Origin of the sequence: Flagellimonas meridianipacifica (assembly GCF_003001695.1) — a bacterium.
GTDB lineage: Bacteria > Bacteroidota > Bacteroidia > Flavobacteriales > Flavobacteriaceae > Flagellimonas > Flagellimonas meridianipacifica.
The window spans coordinates 1,414,133-1,431,961 of record NZ_PVYX01000001.1 but is presented as its reverse complement, the minus strand read 5'-3'; the positions used below and the strand labels follow the sequence as shown (position 1 = coordinate 1,431,961).

Sequence of the window (17,829 nt, the reverse complement as noted above, 5' to 3'; positions counted from 1 at the left end):
AAACAAATGTTAGGTCTGATTTATTTTACCACAAGCTGCACGGTTTCCCTACCTCGTTGCTCCACCAACACCGACTTTCCATTTTGAAGGGATTTAACGGCGGCGTCATTAAAATGACGGATGGTGTACAAAGAAACGTCTTCATGACATATCACTTTGAATTTCTGTTCAAGCTCTTCCAAAATGGTTTGAAGTCCACCAAATTTGTTGTCCAAACAAACTGAAAAACTAATAGCGGAATTTTGGATTAGGTCCACCTTTAATCTGTGGTCATGGAAAAGTTTGAAGATTTCACTGATGTTGTCCTCTACGATAAATGAGAAATCCAATGTGGATAATTTCAATAAAACCTGATTTTTCTTCACAATAAAACAAGGAATAACCGGAGAAATCCCTTTCCCGGTGCTTACCTTGGTGCCATTGCCCGATGGATTCACGAAGGATTTAACATGCAGCGGAATTTCCTTTCGCTGAAGAGGCTGAAGTGTTTTTGGGTGAATGACGGAGGCTCCATAAAATGCCAATTCGATGGCTTCTCGATAAGAAATCTCATCCAAAAGTTGAGTTTCTTCAAAATTTCTTGGGTCGGCATTCAAGACTCCTGGAACATCTTTCCAAATAGTCACAGAATTTGCGTTTAGGCAATAGGCCAGTATAGCCGCAGTGTAATCAGAGCCCTCCCTCCCCAGTGTGGTGGTGAAGTTGTTATCGTCGCTTCCCAAAAATCCCTGGGTTATATTCAATTTGGACATATCCACCCTGGATTTTACCTCGTTTTCAGTTCTTTCCCAGTTTACATGGGCATCTCGATACGAGTTATCCGTTTTGATTAATTCACGTACGTCATGCCACGTATTGGTCAGGCCTTCCTGATTCAGGTAAGCACTTACAATGGATGTCGATATCAACTCACCGTATCCTACTACTTGATCATAGACAAAGGCATATTTGGGCGACTTGTTCCAAGTCAAGAATCCTTTAACTTCTTCAAAAAGTAGCTGTACTTTTTCATAGATGGGATTTTTTTCATCTTCAAAAAGCTCAGAAATTATACTTTGATGATAGTCCTTAATCTCTTCAAGCACAATAGATATCCTTCTCTTATCCTCAAAATAAGCAGCTACTAAAGACTCCATTGCATTGGTGGTTTTGCCCATGGCGGAGATTACCACCAAGGTATCTTCAAATCCAACCTCCTGGAGTACTCTAACCACATTTCTTACTCCATCTGCATCTTTTACTGATGCCCCACCAAACTTAAATATTCGCATTATTAAAAATCAACTTAGATTATTCAAATAATTCTGTATGCCGTTTTCATCCAATTGCACCACATCCCAATCTCGCATTATCCTAGCCCCTTTGCTCTCATAAAATGTAATGGCAGGTTCATTCCAGTCCAAAACCTCCCACGAGATTCTTTTCACCCCCAAAGATTCGCCATACTTCACCACTTCGTCCAGCAATGCAGAACCTACTCCTTTTCCTCGCATGCTTTGAGTTACTATCAAATCTTCCAAATGTATTACAGGGCCTTTCCATGTGGAATACCTTGGATAAACCAAAGCTATTCCCACAATACTCTGCTCATTTTCGGCCACAAAGCAATGAAATAATGGGTTATTGCCAAAACCATGCTCCTTTAAATCCGTCAAATTGACCTCCACGGCATCCAATTCTTTTTCAAAATCTGCAAGTTCCTGCACCAATGCCAAGACTTGCGCCATGTCCTCTTCTTTGGCATCTCTGATTGATAAATTCATATTGTTATAAATAAAACACAAAGTTATAAATATCTAAATTTAAAGTTTGCCGAAAACGATGTAGTATCACAAAATACCCGATATTTGTTTTTAAATAAAACAGTTCTCAATGTTCGAAAAACAACACCGCACACTAGGAGAATTTATTATAGCCAATCAGAACTATTTTCAATACACTTCCGGGGAACTCTCCCGACTGCTCAATGGCATAAGATTGGCGGCAAAGGTGGTAAACCATGAAGTGAACAAAGCGGGATTGGTAGACATTATTGGTACCGCTGGCGATGTGAATATTCAGGGTGAAAATCAACAAAAGTTGGATGTTCTGGCCAATGAAAAATTCATTCAGACCCTAAAGAATCGCGAAATTGTTTGTGGAATTGCCTCAGAGGAAGAAGATGATTTTATTAGTATAAACAGTTTTGATGAAAAGCATCAAAACAAATATGTGGTCTTGATAGATCCATTGGACGGGTCTTCAAATATTGATGTCAATGTTTCCGTGGGAACCATATTTTCCATCTACCGCCGTGTAACCCCGGTTGGTACACCTGTAACTTTGGAAGATTTTCTTCAACCAGGACGAAATCAAATAGCTGCAGGATATTTTATTTATGGTACTTCCACCATGCTGGTTTATACTACAGGTCACGGGGTAAATGGCTTTACCTTGAATCCCGCACTGGGAACTTTTTATCTTTCTCATCCCAATATGCAGTTTCCAGAAACCGGTAAGATTTATTCCGTAAATGAAGGGAATTATACTCATTTTCCGCAAGGCGTCAAGAACTATATCAAATACTGTCAAATGGAGGAAGGAGATCGTCCTTACACCTCAAGATACATTGGTTCTTTGGTTTCCGATTTTCACCGGAATATGATCAAGGGCGGAATCTACATGTATCCCAAAAGTAGTAAAGCGTATAACGGAAAATTGCGCTTGCTTTATGAGTGTAACCCAATGGCTTTTTTGGCAGAACAGGCCAATGGCAAAGCAAGTGATGGTTTTGGACCTATAATGGACATCCAACCCACGGAGTTACATCAACGGGTTCCTTTCTTCTGCGGAAGTAGAAAGATGGTAGAAAAAGCGGAAGAATTTATGGCAGCACAAGCCTAACGGTTCAACAGATATTGAAAAGCTTCAAAATCAATTCTGCCATGGAAAATATCATACGATTTTTTGATTAATGCTTTGGCATCTTCTTGGGAATATCCCAAACCAATGGCATACCTTTCTATCAAGTTCATTTGCTCATCTTCGATAATCTGATCGGCAAAAACCATTTTAAAGAAATCAAAAAGTCGCATCAATCTTTTTTCTGAAGTATGGGGAGTTTCAATAGGGTATTTATTCTCCTTTTTCATTACCTCTTTATATTCGGCTTCGGAGATATTCAATCTAAAAGCAAACTTATCCAGAATCGCTTTTTCCTTTTCATTTACCTCGCCATCTATGGTCGCCAGAGTAGCTAAGGTGGCAAAATGAGCTAAATTTTTTCTCTTTTCTCCGTGCTCGTATAAATCTAGAATGGGCATACTTTAAAGTTTGTTCGCAAATATAATTTTTACCTGAGAAACCAAGGTAACATATCCCCAAAAGAAATTCGTATTTTTCATGAGCTATGAAATCACCTTTACTTCAATTTACCGAAAAGGGAATCTATTGTGAAGCCGCCAAAGTATATTTGGACCCGTGGAGACCTGTGGATAAGGCGATAATATCCCATGGGCATTCGGATCATAGTCGTTGGGGACACAAACAGTATATAACTCACCATCGCAACATTCCTATTATCAAACATAGGTTGGGGCATATTACCGTTTCGGGAAAAGACTGGGGAGAAACTTTTCTAATCAATGGGGTTAAATTCAGCTTGCATCCCGCAGGGCATATTATCGGCTCCTCACAAATTCGAGTGGAGCATAAGGGCGAGGTCTGGGTGTTTACCGGGGACTATAAAATTGAGGATGATGGATTATGTACCCCATACGAAAATGTAAAGTGCCATACGTTCATCACTGAATGTACTTTTGGTTTGCCCGCTTTTAAATGGTTGCCGCAGAGTGAAGTCTTCAATGAAATCAATGCATGGTGGTCACAAAACCAAGCTGAAGGAAAAACCTCCGTTCTTTTTGGCTACAGTTTGGGAAAAGCGCAGCGATTATTGAAACACTTGGATACTTCTATTGGAAAAATATATACACATGGTGCGGTAGAAAATATGACCAACGTTGTACGCCCTTTGGTTGATTTGCCAGAAACCTATTTGATAACTCGTGAAACCAAAAAGGAAGAACTTCGAGGAAACATGGTTGTTGCCCCACCATCTGCTCATGGAAGTACTTGGATACGTAAAATGGTTCCTTTTGTAACCGCAACGGCCAGTGGGTGGATGGCCTTTCGAGGGGCCCGAAGAAGACGTGCCATTGACAAAGGTTTTGTACTGAGCGACCATTGTGACTGGAGCGGTCTTTTGGAAAGCATTAAAGCTACCGGTGCAGAAAAGGTGATTTGCACCCACGGCTACACCGAGATTTTTTCCAGATACCTGGGGGAACTGGGATACGACGCCCGAACTGAAAGTACCCAATACGAAGGCGAAATCAGCGAAATCAGCGCTTCTGAAACTGAAAATGTAGAGGTGTCGTGAAAAGATTTGCAGAGCTCATCAAAACGTTGGACAGTACCAACAAGACCAATGAAAAGGTAAAAGCATTGGCCGAATATTTTGTAATGGCAAATGATACGGATAAGGTTTGGACCATTGCCATTTTATCCCATCGAAGACCACCAAGACCCGTAAACACCACCTTACTAAGGGAATGGGCTGCTGAACTGGCGAATATTCCACTTTGGCTATTTGAGGAAAGCTATCATATTGTTGGGGATTTGGCGGAGACGATTGCATTGATTATTCCATCTTCTACAAATTCTACCGAAAAATCATTAACCCATTTTTTAGATGAAATGATTGCCTTAAAGCCCAAAACTGAAGATGAGAAAAAGACATATCTTTTTTATAACTGGGAACAGCTCAATTATTATGAGAGATTTGTTTTTACCAAGTTGATTACCGGAGGGTTCCGGATTGGGGTAAGTCAAAAACTTATGACCAAGGCATTGGCCAAAGCTACGCAACTGGATGAAGACGTCTTGGCTTACAAACTCATGGGCAATTGGAACCCGAGCACCATATCCTTTCAAGATTTGATTTTGGAAGAAAAAGAAAGTGATTATCTCTCCAAACCCTACCCCTTTTATTTGGCTTACGCCCTAGAAGAAACACCTGAAGATTTAGGAAGTGTATCCAATTGGTCTGCAGAACACAAATGGGATGGGATTCGTGCACAGGTTATTGTTCGCAATGACGAAATCTTTATATGGAGTCGAGGTGAGGAGTTGGTTACCGACAAGTATCCGGAGTTTCAAAAATTTATTGGGAACATCCCAAATGGAACCGTATTGGATGGGGAGCTTCTACCCTATCCCAATGGTGAAATTGGGACTTTCAATGATTTACAAACCCGAATTGGTCGCAAGACCGTATCCAAATCCCTTCTTGAGAAAACTCCGGTTATTTTAAAGGCCTATGATCTTCTGGAGTGGGACGGCAAAGACATCCGAAGTAAAAACTATTTGGAACGTAGGCAGCTATTGGAACAGCTAAATAAGGAAAAAACCAAATCCCGAGCAATCGAGAATTCGTTTTTATTATCTGAACGACTCCAATTTAAATCATGGGACGAAGTCACCAAGGAAAGGGCGCGCTCCCGTGAAATGCGAAGTGAAGGTTTGATGCTAAAACATAACCATTCTCCGTATCAGGTGGGTCGTAAAAAAGGAGATTGGTGGAAGTGGAAAGTTGAACCTTTGACCATCGATGCTGTGCTTACCTATGCCATGCGTGGACACGGCAGACGAAGTAACCTTTTCACGGATTATACCTTTGCACTTTGGCAAACCAACGAGGATGGAGAAAAAGAATTGGTCACGTTCGCCAAAGCCTATTCCGGACTTACCGATACTGAATTCCGGGAAGTGGATGCTTGGATAAAGAAAAATACATTGGAACGCTTTGGGCCAGTGCGAAGTGTAACTCCGCATCATGTTTTTGAAATTGCATTCGAAGGAATTGCACTGTCCAAACGCCATAAGAGTGGTGTGGCCACCCGTTTCCCTCGCATTCTTAAGTGGAGAAAGGACAAAAAGATTGAAGAAGCCAACACTTTGGAAGATTTAAGGTCACTAATTCCGAACGCAGTGAAGGAATCCCATAAATGAAGGCGCAATGAACCAAGAATATTGTTACATTCTTACCAATAAAAACAAGACCGTGCTGTACGTAGGTGCTACAAATGACTTGGAAAGAAGAATAGCAGAACACAAAAAAGGTATTCATCCAAACGCTTTTACCAAACGATACAATTGCACATTTTTAGTGTACTTTGAAACTTTTGGAGATGTGAAAGATGCTTTTAGGAGAGAAAAGCAACTAAAAGCTGGGAATAGGAAACGTAAAGAAGCTTTAATAAATTCAATTAACCCGGAATGGCATGACCTGTCTTTGGAATGGCAATTTTGACTAAAAAATGCAACAGATTACTTCGCTTCACTCGTAATTCATGACACAAAAACAACTTTTTGAAATAGCAGAAAACTGGTTTACCCAGCAAGGTTGGAATCCCTTCCCATTTCAGAAAAAAACATGGAAAGCATTTCTTGGAGGCAAGCACGGTTTGTTAAATGCACCTACAGGGAGTGGGAAAACATATGCCCTATGGTTTCCTATTATCTTAAATCACATAAATAAGTACCCTGATTATAAGACCAAACATAAAAAAGGATTGAAGGCCATTTGGATTACCCCACTACGCGCCTTATCCCAAGAAATCAAACAATCCGCAGAACGTGTGGCCAACGACCTAGAGACGCAAATGACAGTTGGTATTCGAACAGGGGACACATCCACTAAAGAAAGAGCCCGACAAAGAACCACCATGCCCGATTTGTTGATTACCACTCCAGAAAGTCTTCAACTTTTGCTTGCTTCGAAAGGGTATGCCAAAGTTTTTCAAGACTGTTCAGCCATCGTTGTGGATGAATGGCACGAGCTCCTGGGCACCAAGCGTGGTATTCAAATGGAATTGGGGTTATCCCGTTTAAAAACAGTTTGTAAAGACCTTCGAATTTGGAGTATTTCCGCTACCATTGGCAATTTAGAACAGGCTAGGGAAGTCCTTTTGGGCCCTACTTCACAAGCTTTTGAAAATTCGGTGCTGGTCCAAGCCAAACTCAACAAGAAAATCACCGTAAAAAGTATCATTCCTGAGCAAATGGAAACCTTCCCCTGGAGAGGTCACTTGGGCCTTCATCTCCTGGAAGAGGTGGTTCCCATCATCAACAACAGTAAGACCACACTTTTGTTTACCAATACCAGAAGTCAATGCGAAATCTGGTTTCAAAAAATATTGGAAAAACATCCGGAGTACGCCGGTGAAATTGCCATGCACCATGGGAGTGTCAACAAAGAGACCCGAATTTGGGTGGAACAGGCCATTCGAAATGAAAGTCTCAAAGCTGTGGTATGTACCTCAAGTCTGGATTTGGGGGTTGATTTTGCTCCCGTAGAGACTGTAATCCAAATTGGTGGGCCTAAAGGCGTAGCTCGGTTTCTACAACGAGCTGGCAGAAGTGGCCACAGACCGGGCAACGAAAGTGTGATTTATTTTTTACCCACCCATGCCATGGAATTGATTGAAGCTTCTGCTCTTCAGGTGGCAGTAAAGGAGAGTGCCGTGGAAGACCGGCTTCCTTTTTTGAACAGTTACGATGTTCTGATTCAATATTTGACAACCCTAGCAGTTTCTGATGGGTTTTATCCGGATGAAATTTTCCCAGAAATCAAACAAACCTTTTGCTACCAAGGTATCACTGAAGATGAATGGCAATGGTTGTTGAATTTTTTGGTAATGGGAAGTCAGAGTTTGAAAACCTATGATGAGTACAAAAAAGTGGAAGTAGAATCTGATGGTAAATTTAAGGTGAACAACAAGGGCATCGCCATGCGCCATCGTTTTCAAATAGGTACCATAGTGGGTGATGCATCCATAGCAGTGCGTTACCAGAAGGGAGGATACATTGGTTCCATCGAAGAATATTTTATCTCTAAGCTTACCGCTGGGGATGTATTCACCTTTGCAGGAAGAAATCTGGAATTCATACGTATAAAGGGTATGCAAGCCTATGTACGAAACTCTACCAAACGGACCAATAAGGTACCGTCATGGATGGGAGGGCGTTTAAGTTTTTCGGCGCAAATGTCAAAACTGCTAAGAGAAGAACTGTATACCGCAGACCCAGAAATGAAAAAACAATCGAACGAAATCAAGGCGCTTTTACCCATGTTTCAGAAACAACGGGAAGAAAGTATAGTTCCCAAACCAGATGAGTTTTTGATTGAAACGTTTAAGACCCGAGATGGATACCACCATATTTTTTACCCCTTTGAAGGACGTGCAGTCCATGAGGCAATGAGTAGTTTACTTTCTTACCGAATTAGCCTCTTGACCCCGATTACCTGTTCGCTGGCCTTTAATGATTATGGTTTCGAAATGCTTTCGGATAAGCCAATCGATATACAAGCTGTGATTGACAATAATTTATTTAGTACGGATTATATGCTCTCCGATCTCCAAAAGAGTTTGAACTCCAATGAAATGGCAAGACGTAAGTTTCGGGACATTGCTGTAATAAGTGGAATGGTATTTACGGGCTATCCTGAAAAAGGTATCAAAATGAAACATCTGCAAAGCAGTTCGCAATTGCTTTTTGATGTGTTCCGTGATTTTGAACCGGACAACCTCATGTTTCAACAAGCCTTTACCGAAACCTTTGAACACCAGTTGGAGGAGGGTCGTTTGCGATTGGCCTTGGAACGAATTGCCCAACAGGAAATCGTTTGGAAGCAATGCACCAACCCCACGCCTTTTTCTTTTCCAATCATTACCGATAGATTACGGGAAAAACTATCCAATGAAAAATTGGCTGATCGGATTAAGAGGATGACCAAGATTCTGCAGAAATAGTATACCTTTATTTGAAAACAAAATATGCCTAAATCCAAGTTCAGTGCTTATTCATTTCTTTTTTTGATTCTTTTTTCCTGTCAAAATGATGATTCCTCAGATGGTGGATTTATATGTTGTTCTAATCAAATTGATGGAAATGTTAATAACCTAGAAAATTTTCCTGAATTTGATACTCTAGATGATATAACAGTTTTCAATTGGTTTACTCCAAATGATGATGGTTTAAACGATTTTTTCGCAATTGCCAATATTCAACAGTATGAAAATCATAGAGTTGAAATTTTTCGGCTCAATGGCCAAATGGTCTATGAGTCCGAAGATTATGCTTCTGGTAATTTGACAACAGTCTTTAGAGGAGAAAACCTTCCTGAAGGGAGTTACGAATATAGAATCACGATTCAGGATGAGAGCGTTTTTCTTCTACGTGGATTTTTATGTCTAATTAGAACGCCGCAAGAAAACTTTGTTTTTGAACCTTTTTGCCAAAGCTTTCCTGACCCTTTAATCGGAAACAGCATTTGAATCAAGTTCAGTCTGTTTTACTTAAAGCTACCAGTATGATTAGCTTTTGGCAGTAGAGAATATAGCTAGTCAATATCCAGAGGCCCCAATGACAAGACCACTTCAAATAAAAAATGAGCACTTCACTCTTCATCCCATTGGAGGTGTCTTTTGGAGAAAAAAGTCGCTTTTACTCATCAGCGATGTCCACTTGGGCAAGGTGGCGCATTTTAGAAAGTTTGGAGCTGCCGTCCCAAGAAAAGCAGTGCATAAAAACTATGTTTTGTTGGATGAAATCGTCAACCACTTCAACCCATTTCAAATTTGTTTTTTGGGTGATTTGTTCCATTCCTCACTCAACAAAGAATGGGAACTATTTGAAAATTGGGTTGCTAAAACCCCTTCTGAAATTATATTGGTTTCAGGGAATCACGATATTATTTCTCCCCATAAGTTCGAACAATTGGGCATACCTATTTTTGAGGAATTGCTTTTAGAAAATTTTCTTTTAACCCACCATCCTGCGGAACGGGAAGAGTACTTCAATTTTTGTGGGCACATTCACCCTGCGGTACGACTTCAAGGCTTTGGGCGGCAACGATTGAAACTCCCTTGTTTTTTTAAAACAGATTTCCAAATGATTTTGCCTGCTTTTGGGAAATTTACGGGAACGCATGTGCTTCAACCCAAAAAGAATGATGAGGTTTTTGTAATAGTCGAAGATGAAGTAGTAAAGATTTAAATGTAACACCCCTGATTATTTTATGTAAAACCTTATCTTTTGTTAAAAATTTTCACCCTCATGCTGAATTTTAAAACCCTGAGAGCTTTATATGCAATTGTGTTGTTTTCATTTGTTTTCCTATCGATTAGTTGTGAGTCAGACACAGAGGAATCACAACCGGACCAAATGACCGTATCACAAAATGATGAAGATGAAAACCAAGAAGGTTCTGAAGAAAATGAAACTATCGAAACCATTTCGGACCTATCACTGATTGGAAGTTGGAGAAATGTAGATTTCGGCAGTGAAGATGTTGCTATGAGTTTCACATTGGATTCTTTGGGTTCAATTTCCTATTACCGAAAAAATCAACTCACAGGAAAGTTTGAAAAACTTGAAATTGAAAGTGATGAAATTTCGGTTTCGGATAATATTCTGACTTTTCTAAAATCAGATTTATGTGAATCCCCTTTAGATTCTATTTATGAAATTAAGAACGATACCCTATTTCTTCCTTTGCAACGCTATAACTGGAATGGTAAGGATCGCTTTGTACCGGTGGAGTTTGATACCTATGAAGGGACTACAAGACCTACTTCGTCCATGAAAGCTACAATTACAGCTAATTTTCCTGCTGGAGCAGTCACCTATAATCATGATGCTTCGAGTGATTTTGAGTTGATTTCTGGATTTTATTCTGACCTTTCAAACAATCTCTTTTCTTTTGCGGACAACGAGTTTGGATGTCATGTCCCAGCAGAGCAATCCAGTCAGATTTTTTTATCTACTACAGAATTGATAACCGGTATTGGCAATTATGACCTAAACTGGATACAGCTTCAATTACCTGATTTTGACGAAGACTTTTCAACTGTTGGTATAAATACCTTTGATGGCTTGCAAAGCCCACTTGTAAGTGGTGGATTGGAAGTTACTTTGTACGAAGAACTTGATGATTTAAGGCGTATCATTGGCACATTTAGTTTCGTTCTCGAAGCAGATTTCAGTGGAGAAAAATATACCGTAGAACTTACCGATGGCTCTTTTGAAGTATTCTTAAGACCAAACCCCAGTTAGTTTTCAGAATATTTCGGAAAGGCAAAGCAATCTATGTTTTGAATAAAGCAATTTACCATCCTATATTTGCCACAAATTTTTTCGATTGTCCCTATCGTCCATTTCCAATCGATTTGAAGAGTCTCCCCAAGTAAGGAAACTAGGGGAAGCTATATCCCATTCCCAAAATATATCACTAGAAGGACTTACGGGTTCTGCCCTTTCTTTCACTTTAGCCAGCATCTTTAAATCTGCCGAAACCCCTTTTCTTTTACTATTGAATGATAAAGAGGAAGCGGCATACTATCTCAACGATTTAGAGCTGCTTGTAGGCGAGCAAGATGTATTGTTTTATCCTGGTAGTTATCGCAGACCTTATCAAATTGAAGAGACCGATAACGCGAATGTTCTGTTACGTGCTGAAGTGCTCAATCGCATCAATTCGAGAAAGAAACCAGCAATTATTGTGACCTATCCCGATGCGCTTTTTGAAAAAGTGGTCACACGAAAACAGTTGGACAAAAACACCTTGAAAGTTAAGCTGAAAGATACCCTCTCTCTAGATTTTTTGAATGAGGTCCTCTTCGAATACCAATTCAAACGGGTTGACTTTGTTACGGAACCTGGTGAGTTTTCAGTACGTGGTGGTATTGTTGATGTTTTTTCGTTTTCGCATGAAGAGCCTTATCGTATCGAGTTTTTTGGGGACGAAGTGGACAGTATTCGAACCTTTGATGTGGAAACGCAGCTGTCTACAGAAAAAGTAAAGCGTATTACCATCATCCCCAATGTGGAGAACAAATTTTTGCAGGAAACCCGTGAAAGTTTCTTGAAGTACATTGCTCCCAAAACCGTCATTTTTTCAAAAAATCTAAATCTGGTTTACAACCGAATAGATTCCTTTTTTGAAAAGGCGGAAGAAAGTTTCTCCAACTTGCAAGGAGAGCTTAAACATTCAAAACCTGAGGAGTTGTTTGTTACTTCTGGGCTTTTGAAAAATCAACTTCAGGAATTTACTTTAGTCCAAATTGGTGGGGAGACCCAGAAACCGGTTCAAGGTGATTTCATTTCATTTCAAACCAAACCCCAACCTTCGTTTAATAAGAAGTTTGACCTGCTCATTGAAAATCTAAATGAAAACCATGAAGTAGGTTTTACGAACTACATTTTTTGTGCTTCGGAACAACAGGCCAAACGATTCCATGATATTTTTGAAGATGTTGATGAGGACGTACATTATCAAACGCTTGTTTTTCCGCTCTACCAAGGGTTTTTGGACCAGGATTTAAAACTGGCATGCTACACGGACCATCAAATCTTTGAGCGTTACCATAAGTTCCACCTTAAAAATGGGTATGCCAAAAAGCAGGCTATTACCCTAAAAGAACTCACCAAACTGGAAGTTGGGGATTATGTGACCCACATTGACCATGGCATTGGAAAATTTGGTGGGCTTCAAAAAATAGATGTGGAAGGCAAAAAACAGGAAGCCATTAAACTTTTTTATGGAGATAGGGACATTTTGTATGTAAGCATCCATTCATTGCATAAAATTTCCAAGTACAACGGAAAGGATGGTGCAGCTCCAAAAATCTATAAACTTGGCTCTGCCGCTTGGAAAAAGCTGAAGCAGAAAACCAAAAGTCGTGTCAAACAGATTGCTTTTGACCTCATTAAGGTATATGCCAAAAGGAGGATGGAAAAAGGTTTTCAATATGCGCCGGACAGTTATCTGCAACATGAGCTTGAAGCTTCCTTTCTTTATGAAGACACTCCAGACCAGGGCAAGGCAACCTTGGATGTGAAAAGGGACATGGAAAGCGAGCGCCCTATGGACCGCCTTATCTGTGGCGACGTAGGCTTTGGAAAAACTGAAATAGCCATCCGTGCTGCATTTAAAGCCGTCGATAATGGCAAACAAGTAGCTATATTAGTGCCCACTACAATACTTGCGTTCCAGCATAACAAAACCTTCAAAAAAAGACTGGGAGAACTTCCAGTTACCGTAGATTATTTGAATCGATTTAGAACAGCAAAAGAGAAAAGGGATATTTTGGAACGATTGGCGCAAGGGAAAATCGATATCATTATTGGAACGCATCAACTGGTCAATAAAAATGTCCAGTTCAAGGATTTGGGACTTCTGATTGTAGACGAAGAACAAAAATTTGGAGTGTCGGTCAAGGATAAATTGAAATCCATTAAGGAAAATGTGGATGTCTTGACTTTAACGGCAACGCCGATTCCTAGAACCTTACAGTTCAGTTTAATGGCCGCTCGTGACCTCTCCATTATCAATACCCCGCCACCTAATCGCTATCCAATTGACAGCAGGGTAATCCGTTTGGATGAAGAGATTATCCGAGATGCCATTTCCTATGAAATTCAACGGGGAGGTCAGGTCTTTTTTATCCACAACCGTATAGAAAATATTCAAGAGGTAGCAGGTATGATTCAGCGTCTGGTTCCTGATGCTAAAATCAGGATTGGCCATGGCCAAATGGAGGGTAAAAAGCTGGAACAATTGATGTTTGCTTTTATGAATGGGGAGTTTGACGTTTTGGTTTCCACCACTATTGTAGAAAGTGGTCTGGATGTGACCAATGCGAATACCATTTTTATACACAATGCCAATAATTTTGGTCTAAGTGATCTCCACCAAATGCGCGGACGTGTGGGGCGAAGTAATAAAAAAGCGTTCTGCTTTTTCATCACCCCTCCCTATGAAGTGATGACCACTGAGGCGCGAAAACGTATTGAAGCTTTGGAGCAGTTCACTGAACTGGGGAGTGGTTTCAATATAGCTATGAAAGATTTAGAGATTCGAGGTGCTGGTGATTTGTTGGGTGGCGAACAAAGTGGTTTTATCAATGAAATTGGTTTTGAGACTTACCAGAAAATATTGACCGAAGCGATTGACGAATTAAAAGAGAACGAATTTAAAGAATTGTACGATGAGGTTGAGGGTGAAAAAGAAAAAGTCTATGTCAAGGAAACCCAACTGGACACGGATTTTGAATTGCTTTTCCCAGATGATTATATAAACAATATTACGGAACGGTTGAACTTGTACACCCAACTTAATGAAGTAACCAATAAAGAAGGTTTGCAAGAATTTGAAACCAAATTAGTAGACCGCTTTGGTGAATTGCCCCGTCAAGCAGTAGACCTATTGAATTCCGTTCGCATAAAATGGATGGCCAATAGCATAGGATTGGAGAAAGTCATTCTCAAAAAAGGAAAGTTCTTAGGGTATTTTATTTCTGACCAGCAATCCGATTTTTATCAAAGCCCTGCTTTCACACATGTGCTACAGTACGTTCAAAAAAATCCGAGAGCTTGCCAACTGAAGGAAAAAGAGACCCGTAATGGATTACGGTTGCTATTGGTTTTTGATGGAATCAATACCATTTCGCAAGTTCTTCAGGTTTTGAATCCGCTTGTACCAAAAAAGGACTTCTCAATCGTGAGCGAATGAGCCAAAATCAAAAAACCTACTTCAATTGGAGCTCAGGGAAAGATTCTGCTCTGGCTCTACATTATTTGATACAGCAGCGAAATACTAATATTGACCGTCTCTTAACTACGGTAAACGGACACTATAACCGCGTTTCCATGCACGGTTTGCGCAAAGACGTATTGGAAGCTCAAGTTGAAGCCATTGGAATCTCATTGGATATACTACAGGTTCCTGAAAACCCGTCTATGGAAGAGTACAATTCCTTGATGAAAAGCAAAGTTTCGGAGCTTAAATCGGCAGGGTATACGCATACCGTTTTTGGGGATATTTTTCTTGAGGATTTGAAAAAGTATCGAGAAGATATGCTTCGCCCATTTGGTATTCAACCTATTTTTCCAATTTGGAAAAAGGATACCAAAGTCTTGCTTCAAGAATTTCTTGAATTGGGATTTAAGGCGGTCATTGTCTGCATCAACAACTCCAAGCTGGATAAGTCTTTTTTGGGAAAGGAGCTATCCCTGGAACTCATGGATGCACTACCCAAAGATGTTGACCCCTGCGGGGAGAATGGGGAATTCCACACTTTTTGTTTTGATGGGCCTATTTTTCAATACCCTGTAGCTTTTGAAGTTGGAGAACAGATATTCAAAACGTACAATAATCCTTCAGACTCATCAAAATCAATACAGTTTGGCTTTTCTGATATCTTGTTAGCTGAATAAAATTGATTCTCAATCCGTGTTCAAGGAATGCCTCTTTTAAGTTTGCTTTAACCAAACCTTCAGCATAACGGACAATTCAAAAAGAAGTATTTTTAATTACAGAAAATATAGCGCCCTGTACTACATCAAAAGTCCAATATTAAAAATCAGCCTTCTGTGCCTAAGCTCTATTATGTTGATGGGGTCATGTAAATCTTTAAAAAAAGTAAATACCGTCAGTATCAGAACAACCAAACCGCGTAAAATAAGTCCTGAAGCACAAAACCTGTACAAAAGACTCCAGGAAACTACCAAAAAAGGCTATGCCTTTGGTCATCAAGACGCCACAGCTTATGGCATTGGCTGGAAAAATGACGGAACGCTTTTTAAAACCGATGTACACGAGATTACTGGCCAACATCCTGCTGTGCATGGTTTTGATATTGGCCATTTAGAGTTGGAATGGGAATATAATCTGGATACGGTACCTTTTGCTTTGATACAAGACCAGATAAAAAAAATACATCAAAAAGGGGGTATCGTTACAGTTAGTTGGCATGCCAGCAACCCCATATCAGGTGAAGATTCTTGGAATCGAAGGGGTAAACCCATAAAAAAACTTCTGCCTGGGAGACGCTTGCATAGAACCTACAAGACCTGGTTGGCTACCATTGCCAGTTTTTTTAACGACATAAAAGATGACCAAGGCCGACCAATACCCATCATCTTCAGGCCTTTTCATGAAATGAACAAACCTTGGTTCTGGTGGGGCAAGGGCAAATGCTCGGCTGATGAGTATAAAATGCTTTGGCGTGAGACCGTTGATTTACTTACCCATGAATTTTCAGTGGACCAACTGTTGTTCGCGTATTCACCTGATGCCTTCGATAATCGAGAGGCATATCTGGAATACTATCCTGGTGATGATGTTGTGGATATTTTAGGGATGGACCTGTATCAACATTGGACGGCAAAATCCTTTTCAAAAAATTTGAACGATGGGCTTAAGGTCATCGCACAATTGGGTAAGGAAAAACAAAAACTATACGCTCTTACAGAATCTGGACTGGAAAAGGTACGCATATCCGATTGGTGGACTAAGGTTATTGACCAACAACTTGCCCATTCTGGGATTACATGGGCACTTTTTTGGCGCAATGCCAGAAAGAGCCATCATTTTGTTTCTTATCCTGGACATAAAAGCGCTACTGACTTTATGCATTTAGCTCAAAAAGATTATGTGCTATTTCTAGACGATATTGTGCCCATAGAGGTCTCTTCGGAAGCTCAATAGTATAATCTCCAAGAGAGATGGTCATGTAAGACTGTATTACATGCTATCATAAACCATTTTTACAAACTTTCCAATTTTATTGGGTTCCAACCAGCGTGTCACAATTACTAGGTCTTTCTCTTGGTCCACTACAATGAAATTGCCTCCAAAACCTGCGGCGTAGAACACATGCTCGGGCACACCTTCCCAATAGCGATTGCCCTCTTTCTGGTTTAACCACCACATATAGCCATAATTTACATTGGGTACTGAGGGTGTGGTAGCTTTTTCAATCCAAGTCTCACTTAACATACGTTTCCCATTCCAAACCCCATTGTTCTGAAACAACAACCCAAATCGAGCCATATCTTCTGTGCTAATGAACAGCCCTGCTCCAGAGTGCCCCCCTCCGGTCACTGACTTCATTTTTAAACCATCAATGGTAGTCCAAGCGTGATCATAGCCAAACCACCTCCAAGTAGTTGAAGCTTCAATGGCATCCATCAGATTTTCTTTGAGTACCTTGGGCATTGGGTTTCTCCATACATGTGTTAATGAATAAGCCAATACATTAACACGGACATCATTGTATTCCATTACAGTTCCAGGCTCGCGAAGTTCTCTATATTTCCAATCGTCCAGACCTCCTTCTCGAGGAGGCCTATCGGCCCAATCTTTAATGCCCCAAAGTTCCCCACTCCAATCTGAATTTTGTTGCAATAAATGCTCCCAATTGATTTTGGAATTATGTGCCCCATCAAAAGTACCATCCCAAACATACTGGCCCACTTTGTCTTCTGTGTTTGAAATTAGCCCTTTGTCGAAAGCCAAACCGGCCATAGTGGACAAAAAGCTTTTGGTCACACTAAAGGTCATGTCCACACGTCGGGTATCTCCCCAAGAGGTAACCAGATACCCATCCTTTAAAATCATCCCGGCAGGACCACCACGTTTTTTGGTTGGTCCCAAAATCTCATGAAACGGCTCTCTTTCAAATCCTTTTAAAATCGCTCTACGCAAATCTTTGGAACCAGAATACTCGTTTTCATTGGCAAAGGCAATTGCTTTGGCCAATGCCTGCGAATCGTATGAAAACCTTTTGGACTTGATTGTTGCCCATTCCGCGTTGCGTTCCGGAAAATAGGAATCTTGTGCCTGCAATGGATACCAAAGAAATAAGATAAGAACTAAAAAAAGTGTGGACTTCATGCTTAAAATTTTTAAGTGCATGAAGTTAGTGATTATTGAAAGGCAATCGA

General features: G+C 40.3%; 15 protein-coding genes. 11 read left to right on the top strand and 4 right to left on the bottom strand.

Going from position 1 to position 17,829, the window contains the following annotated elements; translation table 11 throughout:
• Positions 1-20: 20 nt before the first annotated feature.
• Together CLV81_RS06505 and CLV81_RS06500 are read right to left on the bottom strand one after the other, a co-directional pair.
• Positions 21-1,271, bottom strand: a complete 1,251-nt coding sequence (locus tag CLV81_RS06505; protein WP_106144219.1) for an aspartate kinase — start codon at positions 1,269-1,271, stop codon at positions 21-23.
• A gap of 9 nt (positions 1,272-1,280) precedes the next feature.
• The gene (locus CLV81_RS06500) at positions 1,281-1,763 is read right to left on the bottom strand and encodes a GNAT family N-acetyltransferase (protein WP_106144218.1); all 483 of its coding nucleotides are present in this window, start codon (positions 1,761-1,763) and stop codon (positions 1,281-1,283) included.
• A 109-nt stretch (positions 1,764-1,872) separates the two neighbouring features.
• Here CLV81_RS06500 and fbp point away from each other — a divergent pair, with 109 nt between their 5' ends.
• Positions 1,873-2,883, top strand: coding sequence for a class 1 fructose-bisphosphatase (gene fbp, locus CLV81_RS06495; protein ID WP_106144217.1), 1,011 nt, complete (start codon positions 1,873-1,875; stop codon positions 2,881-2,883).
• Here fbp and CLV81_RS06490 read toward each other — a convergent pair.
• Positions 2,880-3,302, bottom strand: a complete 423-nt coding sequence (locus tag CLV81_RS06490) for a tellurite resistance TerB family protein (RefSeq protein WP_106144216.1) — start codon at positions 3,300-3,302, stop codon at positions 2,880-2,882. The two genes, fbp and CLV81_RS06490, sit on opposite strands and share 4 nt — an antisense overlap.
• Before the next feature lie 86 nt (positions 3,303-3,388).
• On the opposite strand from CLV81_RS06490, the gene CLV81_RS06485 reads away from it, so the two are divergent.
• The 10 genes from CLV81_RS06485 (at position 3,389) to CLV81_RS06440 (ending at position 16,591) form a co-directional block, all read left to right on the top strand.
• Positions 3,389-4,417 (top strand): ligase-associated DNA damage response exonuclease, encoded by a 1,029-nt coding sequence (locus tag CLV81_RS06485; RefSeq protein WP_106144215.1) that lies wholly within the window; start codon positions 3,389-3,391, stop codon positions 4,415-4,417.
• Positions 4,414-6,048 carry an ATP-dependent DNA ligase gene (locus CLV81_RS06480; protein WP_106144214.1) on the top strand — a complete coding sequence of 545 codons (1,635 nt, stop codon included), beginning with the start codon at positions 4,414-4,416 and terminating at the stop codon, positions 6,046-6,048. The genes CLV81_RS06485 and CLV81_RS06480 overlap by 4 nt, the downstream gene beginning before the upstream one ends.
• 7 nt (positions 6,049-6,055) lie before the next feature.
• Complete coding sequence (locus CLV81_RS06475; RefSeq protein ID WP_106144213.1) at positions 6,056-6,349, top strand: GIY-YIG nuclease family protein; 294 nt, start codon at positions 6,056-6,058, stop codon at positions 6,347-6,349.
• A gap of 40 nt (positions 6,350-6,389) precedes the next feature.
• Positions 6,390-8,852, top strand: a complete 2,463-nt coding sequence (locus CLV81_RS06470; RefSeq protein ID WP_106144212.1) for a ligase-associated DNA damage response DEXH box helicase — start codon at positions 6,390-6,392, stop codon at positions 8,850-8,852.
• A 24-nt stretch (positions 8,853-8,876) separates the two neighbouring features.
• Complete coding sequence (locus tag CLV81_RS06465; RefSeq protein ID WP_106144211.1) at positions 8,877-9,377, top strand: T9SS type B sorting domain-containing protein; 501 nt, start codon at positions 8,877-8,879, stop codon at positions 9,375-9,377.
• Positions 9,378-9,465: 88 nt separating this feature from the next.
• The gene (pdeM, locus tag CLV81_RS06460) at positions 9,466-10,098 is read left to right on the top strand and encodes a ligase-associated DNA damage response endonuclease PdeM (RefSeq protein WP_106144932.1); all 633 of its coding nucleotides are present in this window, start codon (positions 9,466-9,468) and stop codon (positions 10,096-10,098) included.
• 60 nt (positions 10,099-10,158) lie between these two features.
• The gene (locus tag CLV81_RS06455) at positions 10,159-11,157 is read left to right on the top strand and encodes a hypothetical protein (RefSeq protein ID WP_106144210.1); all 999 of its coding nucleotides are present in this window, start codon (positions 10,159-10,161) and stop codon (positions 11,155-11,157) included.
• An 85-nt stretch (positions 11,158-11,242) separates the two neighbouring features.
• The gene (mfd, locus tag CLV81_RS06450; protein WP_106144209.1) at positions 11,243-14,614 is read left to right on the top strand and encodes a transcription-repair coupling factor; all 3,372 of its coding nucleotides are present in this window, start codon (positions 11,243-11,245) and stop codon (positions 14,612-14,614) included.
• On the top strand, positions 14,611-15,318 hold the full coding sequence (locus CLV81_RS06445) for a Dph6-related ATP pyrophosphatase (RefSeq protein WP_106144208.1): 708 nt from the start codon (positions 14,611-14,613) through the stop codon (positions 15,316-15,318). Before mfd ends, CLV81_RS06445 begins: the two co-directional genes overlap by 4 nt.
• 178 nt (positions 15,319-15,496) lie before the next feature.
• The gene (locus CLV81_RS06440; protein WP_158259081.1) at positions 15,497-16,591 is read left to right on the top strand and encodes a glycoside hydrolase family 26 protein; all 1,095 of its coding nucleotides are present in this window, start codon (positions 15,497-15,499) and stop codon (positions 16,589-16,591) included.
• 36 nt (positions 16,592-16,627) lie between these two features.
• Here the strand turns inward: CLV81_RS06440 and CLV81_RS06435 are convergent, their stop codons facing one another.
• Positions 16,628-17,779, bottom strand: coding sequence for a serine hydrolase domain-containing protein (locus tag CLV81_RS06435; RefSeq protein WP_106144931.1), 1,152 nt, complete (start codon positions 17,777-17,779; stop codon positions 16,628-16,630).
• Positions 17,780-17,829: the final 50 nt, after the last annotated feature.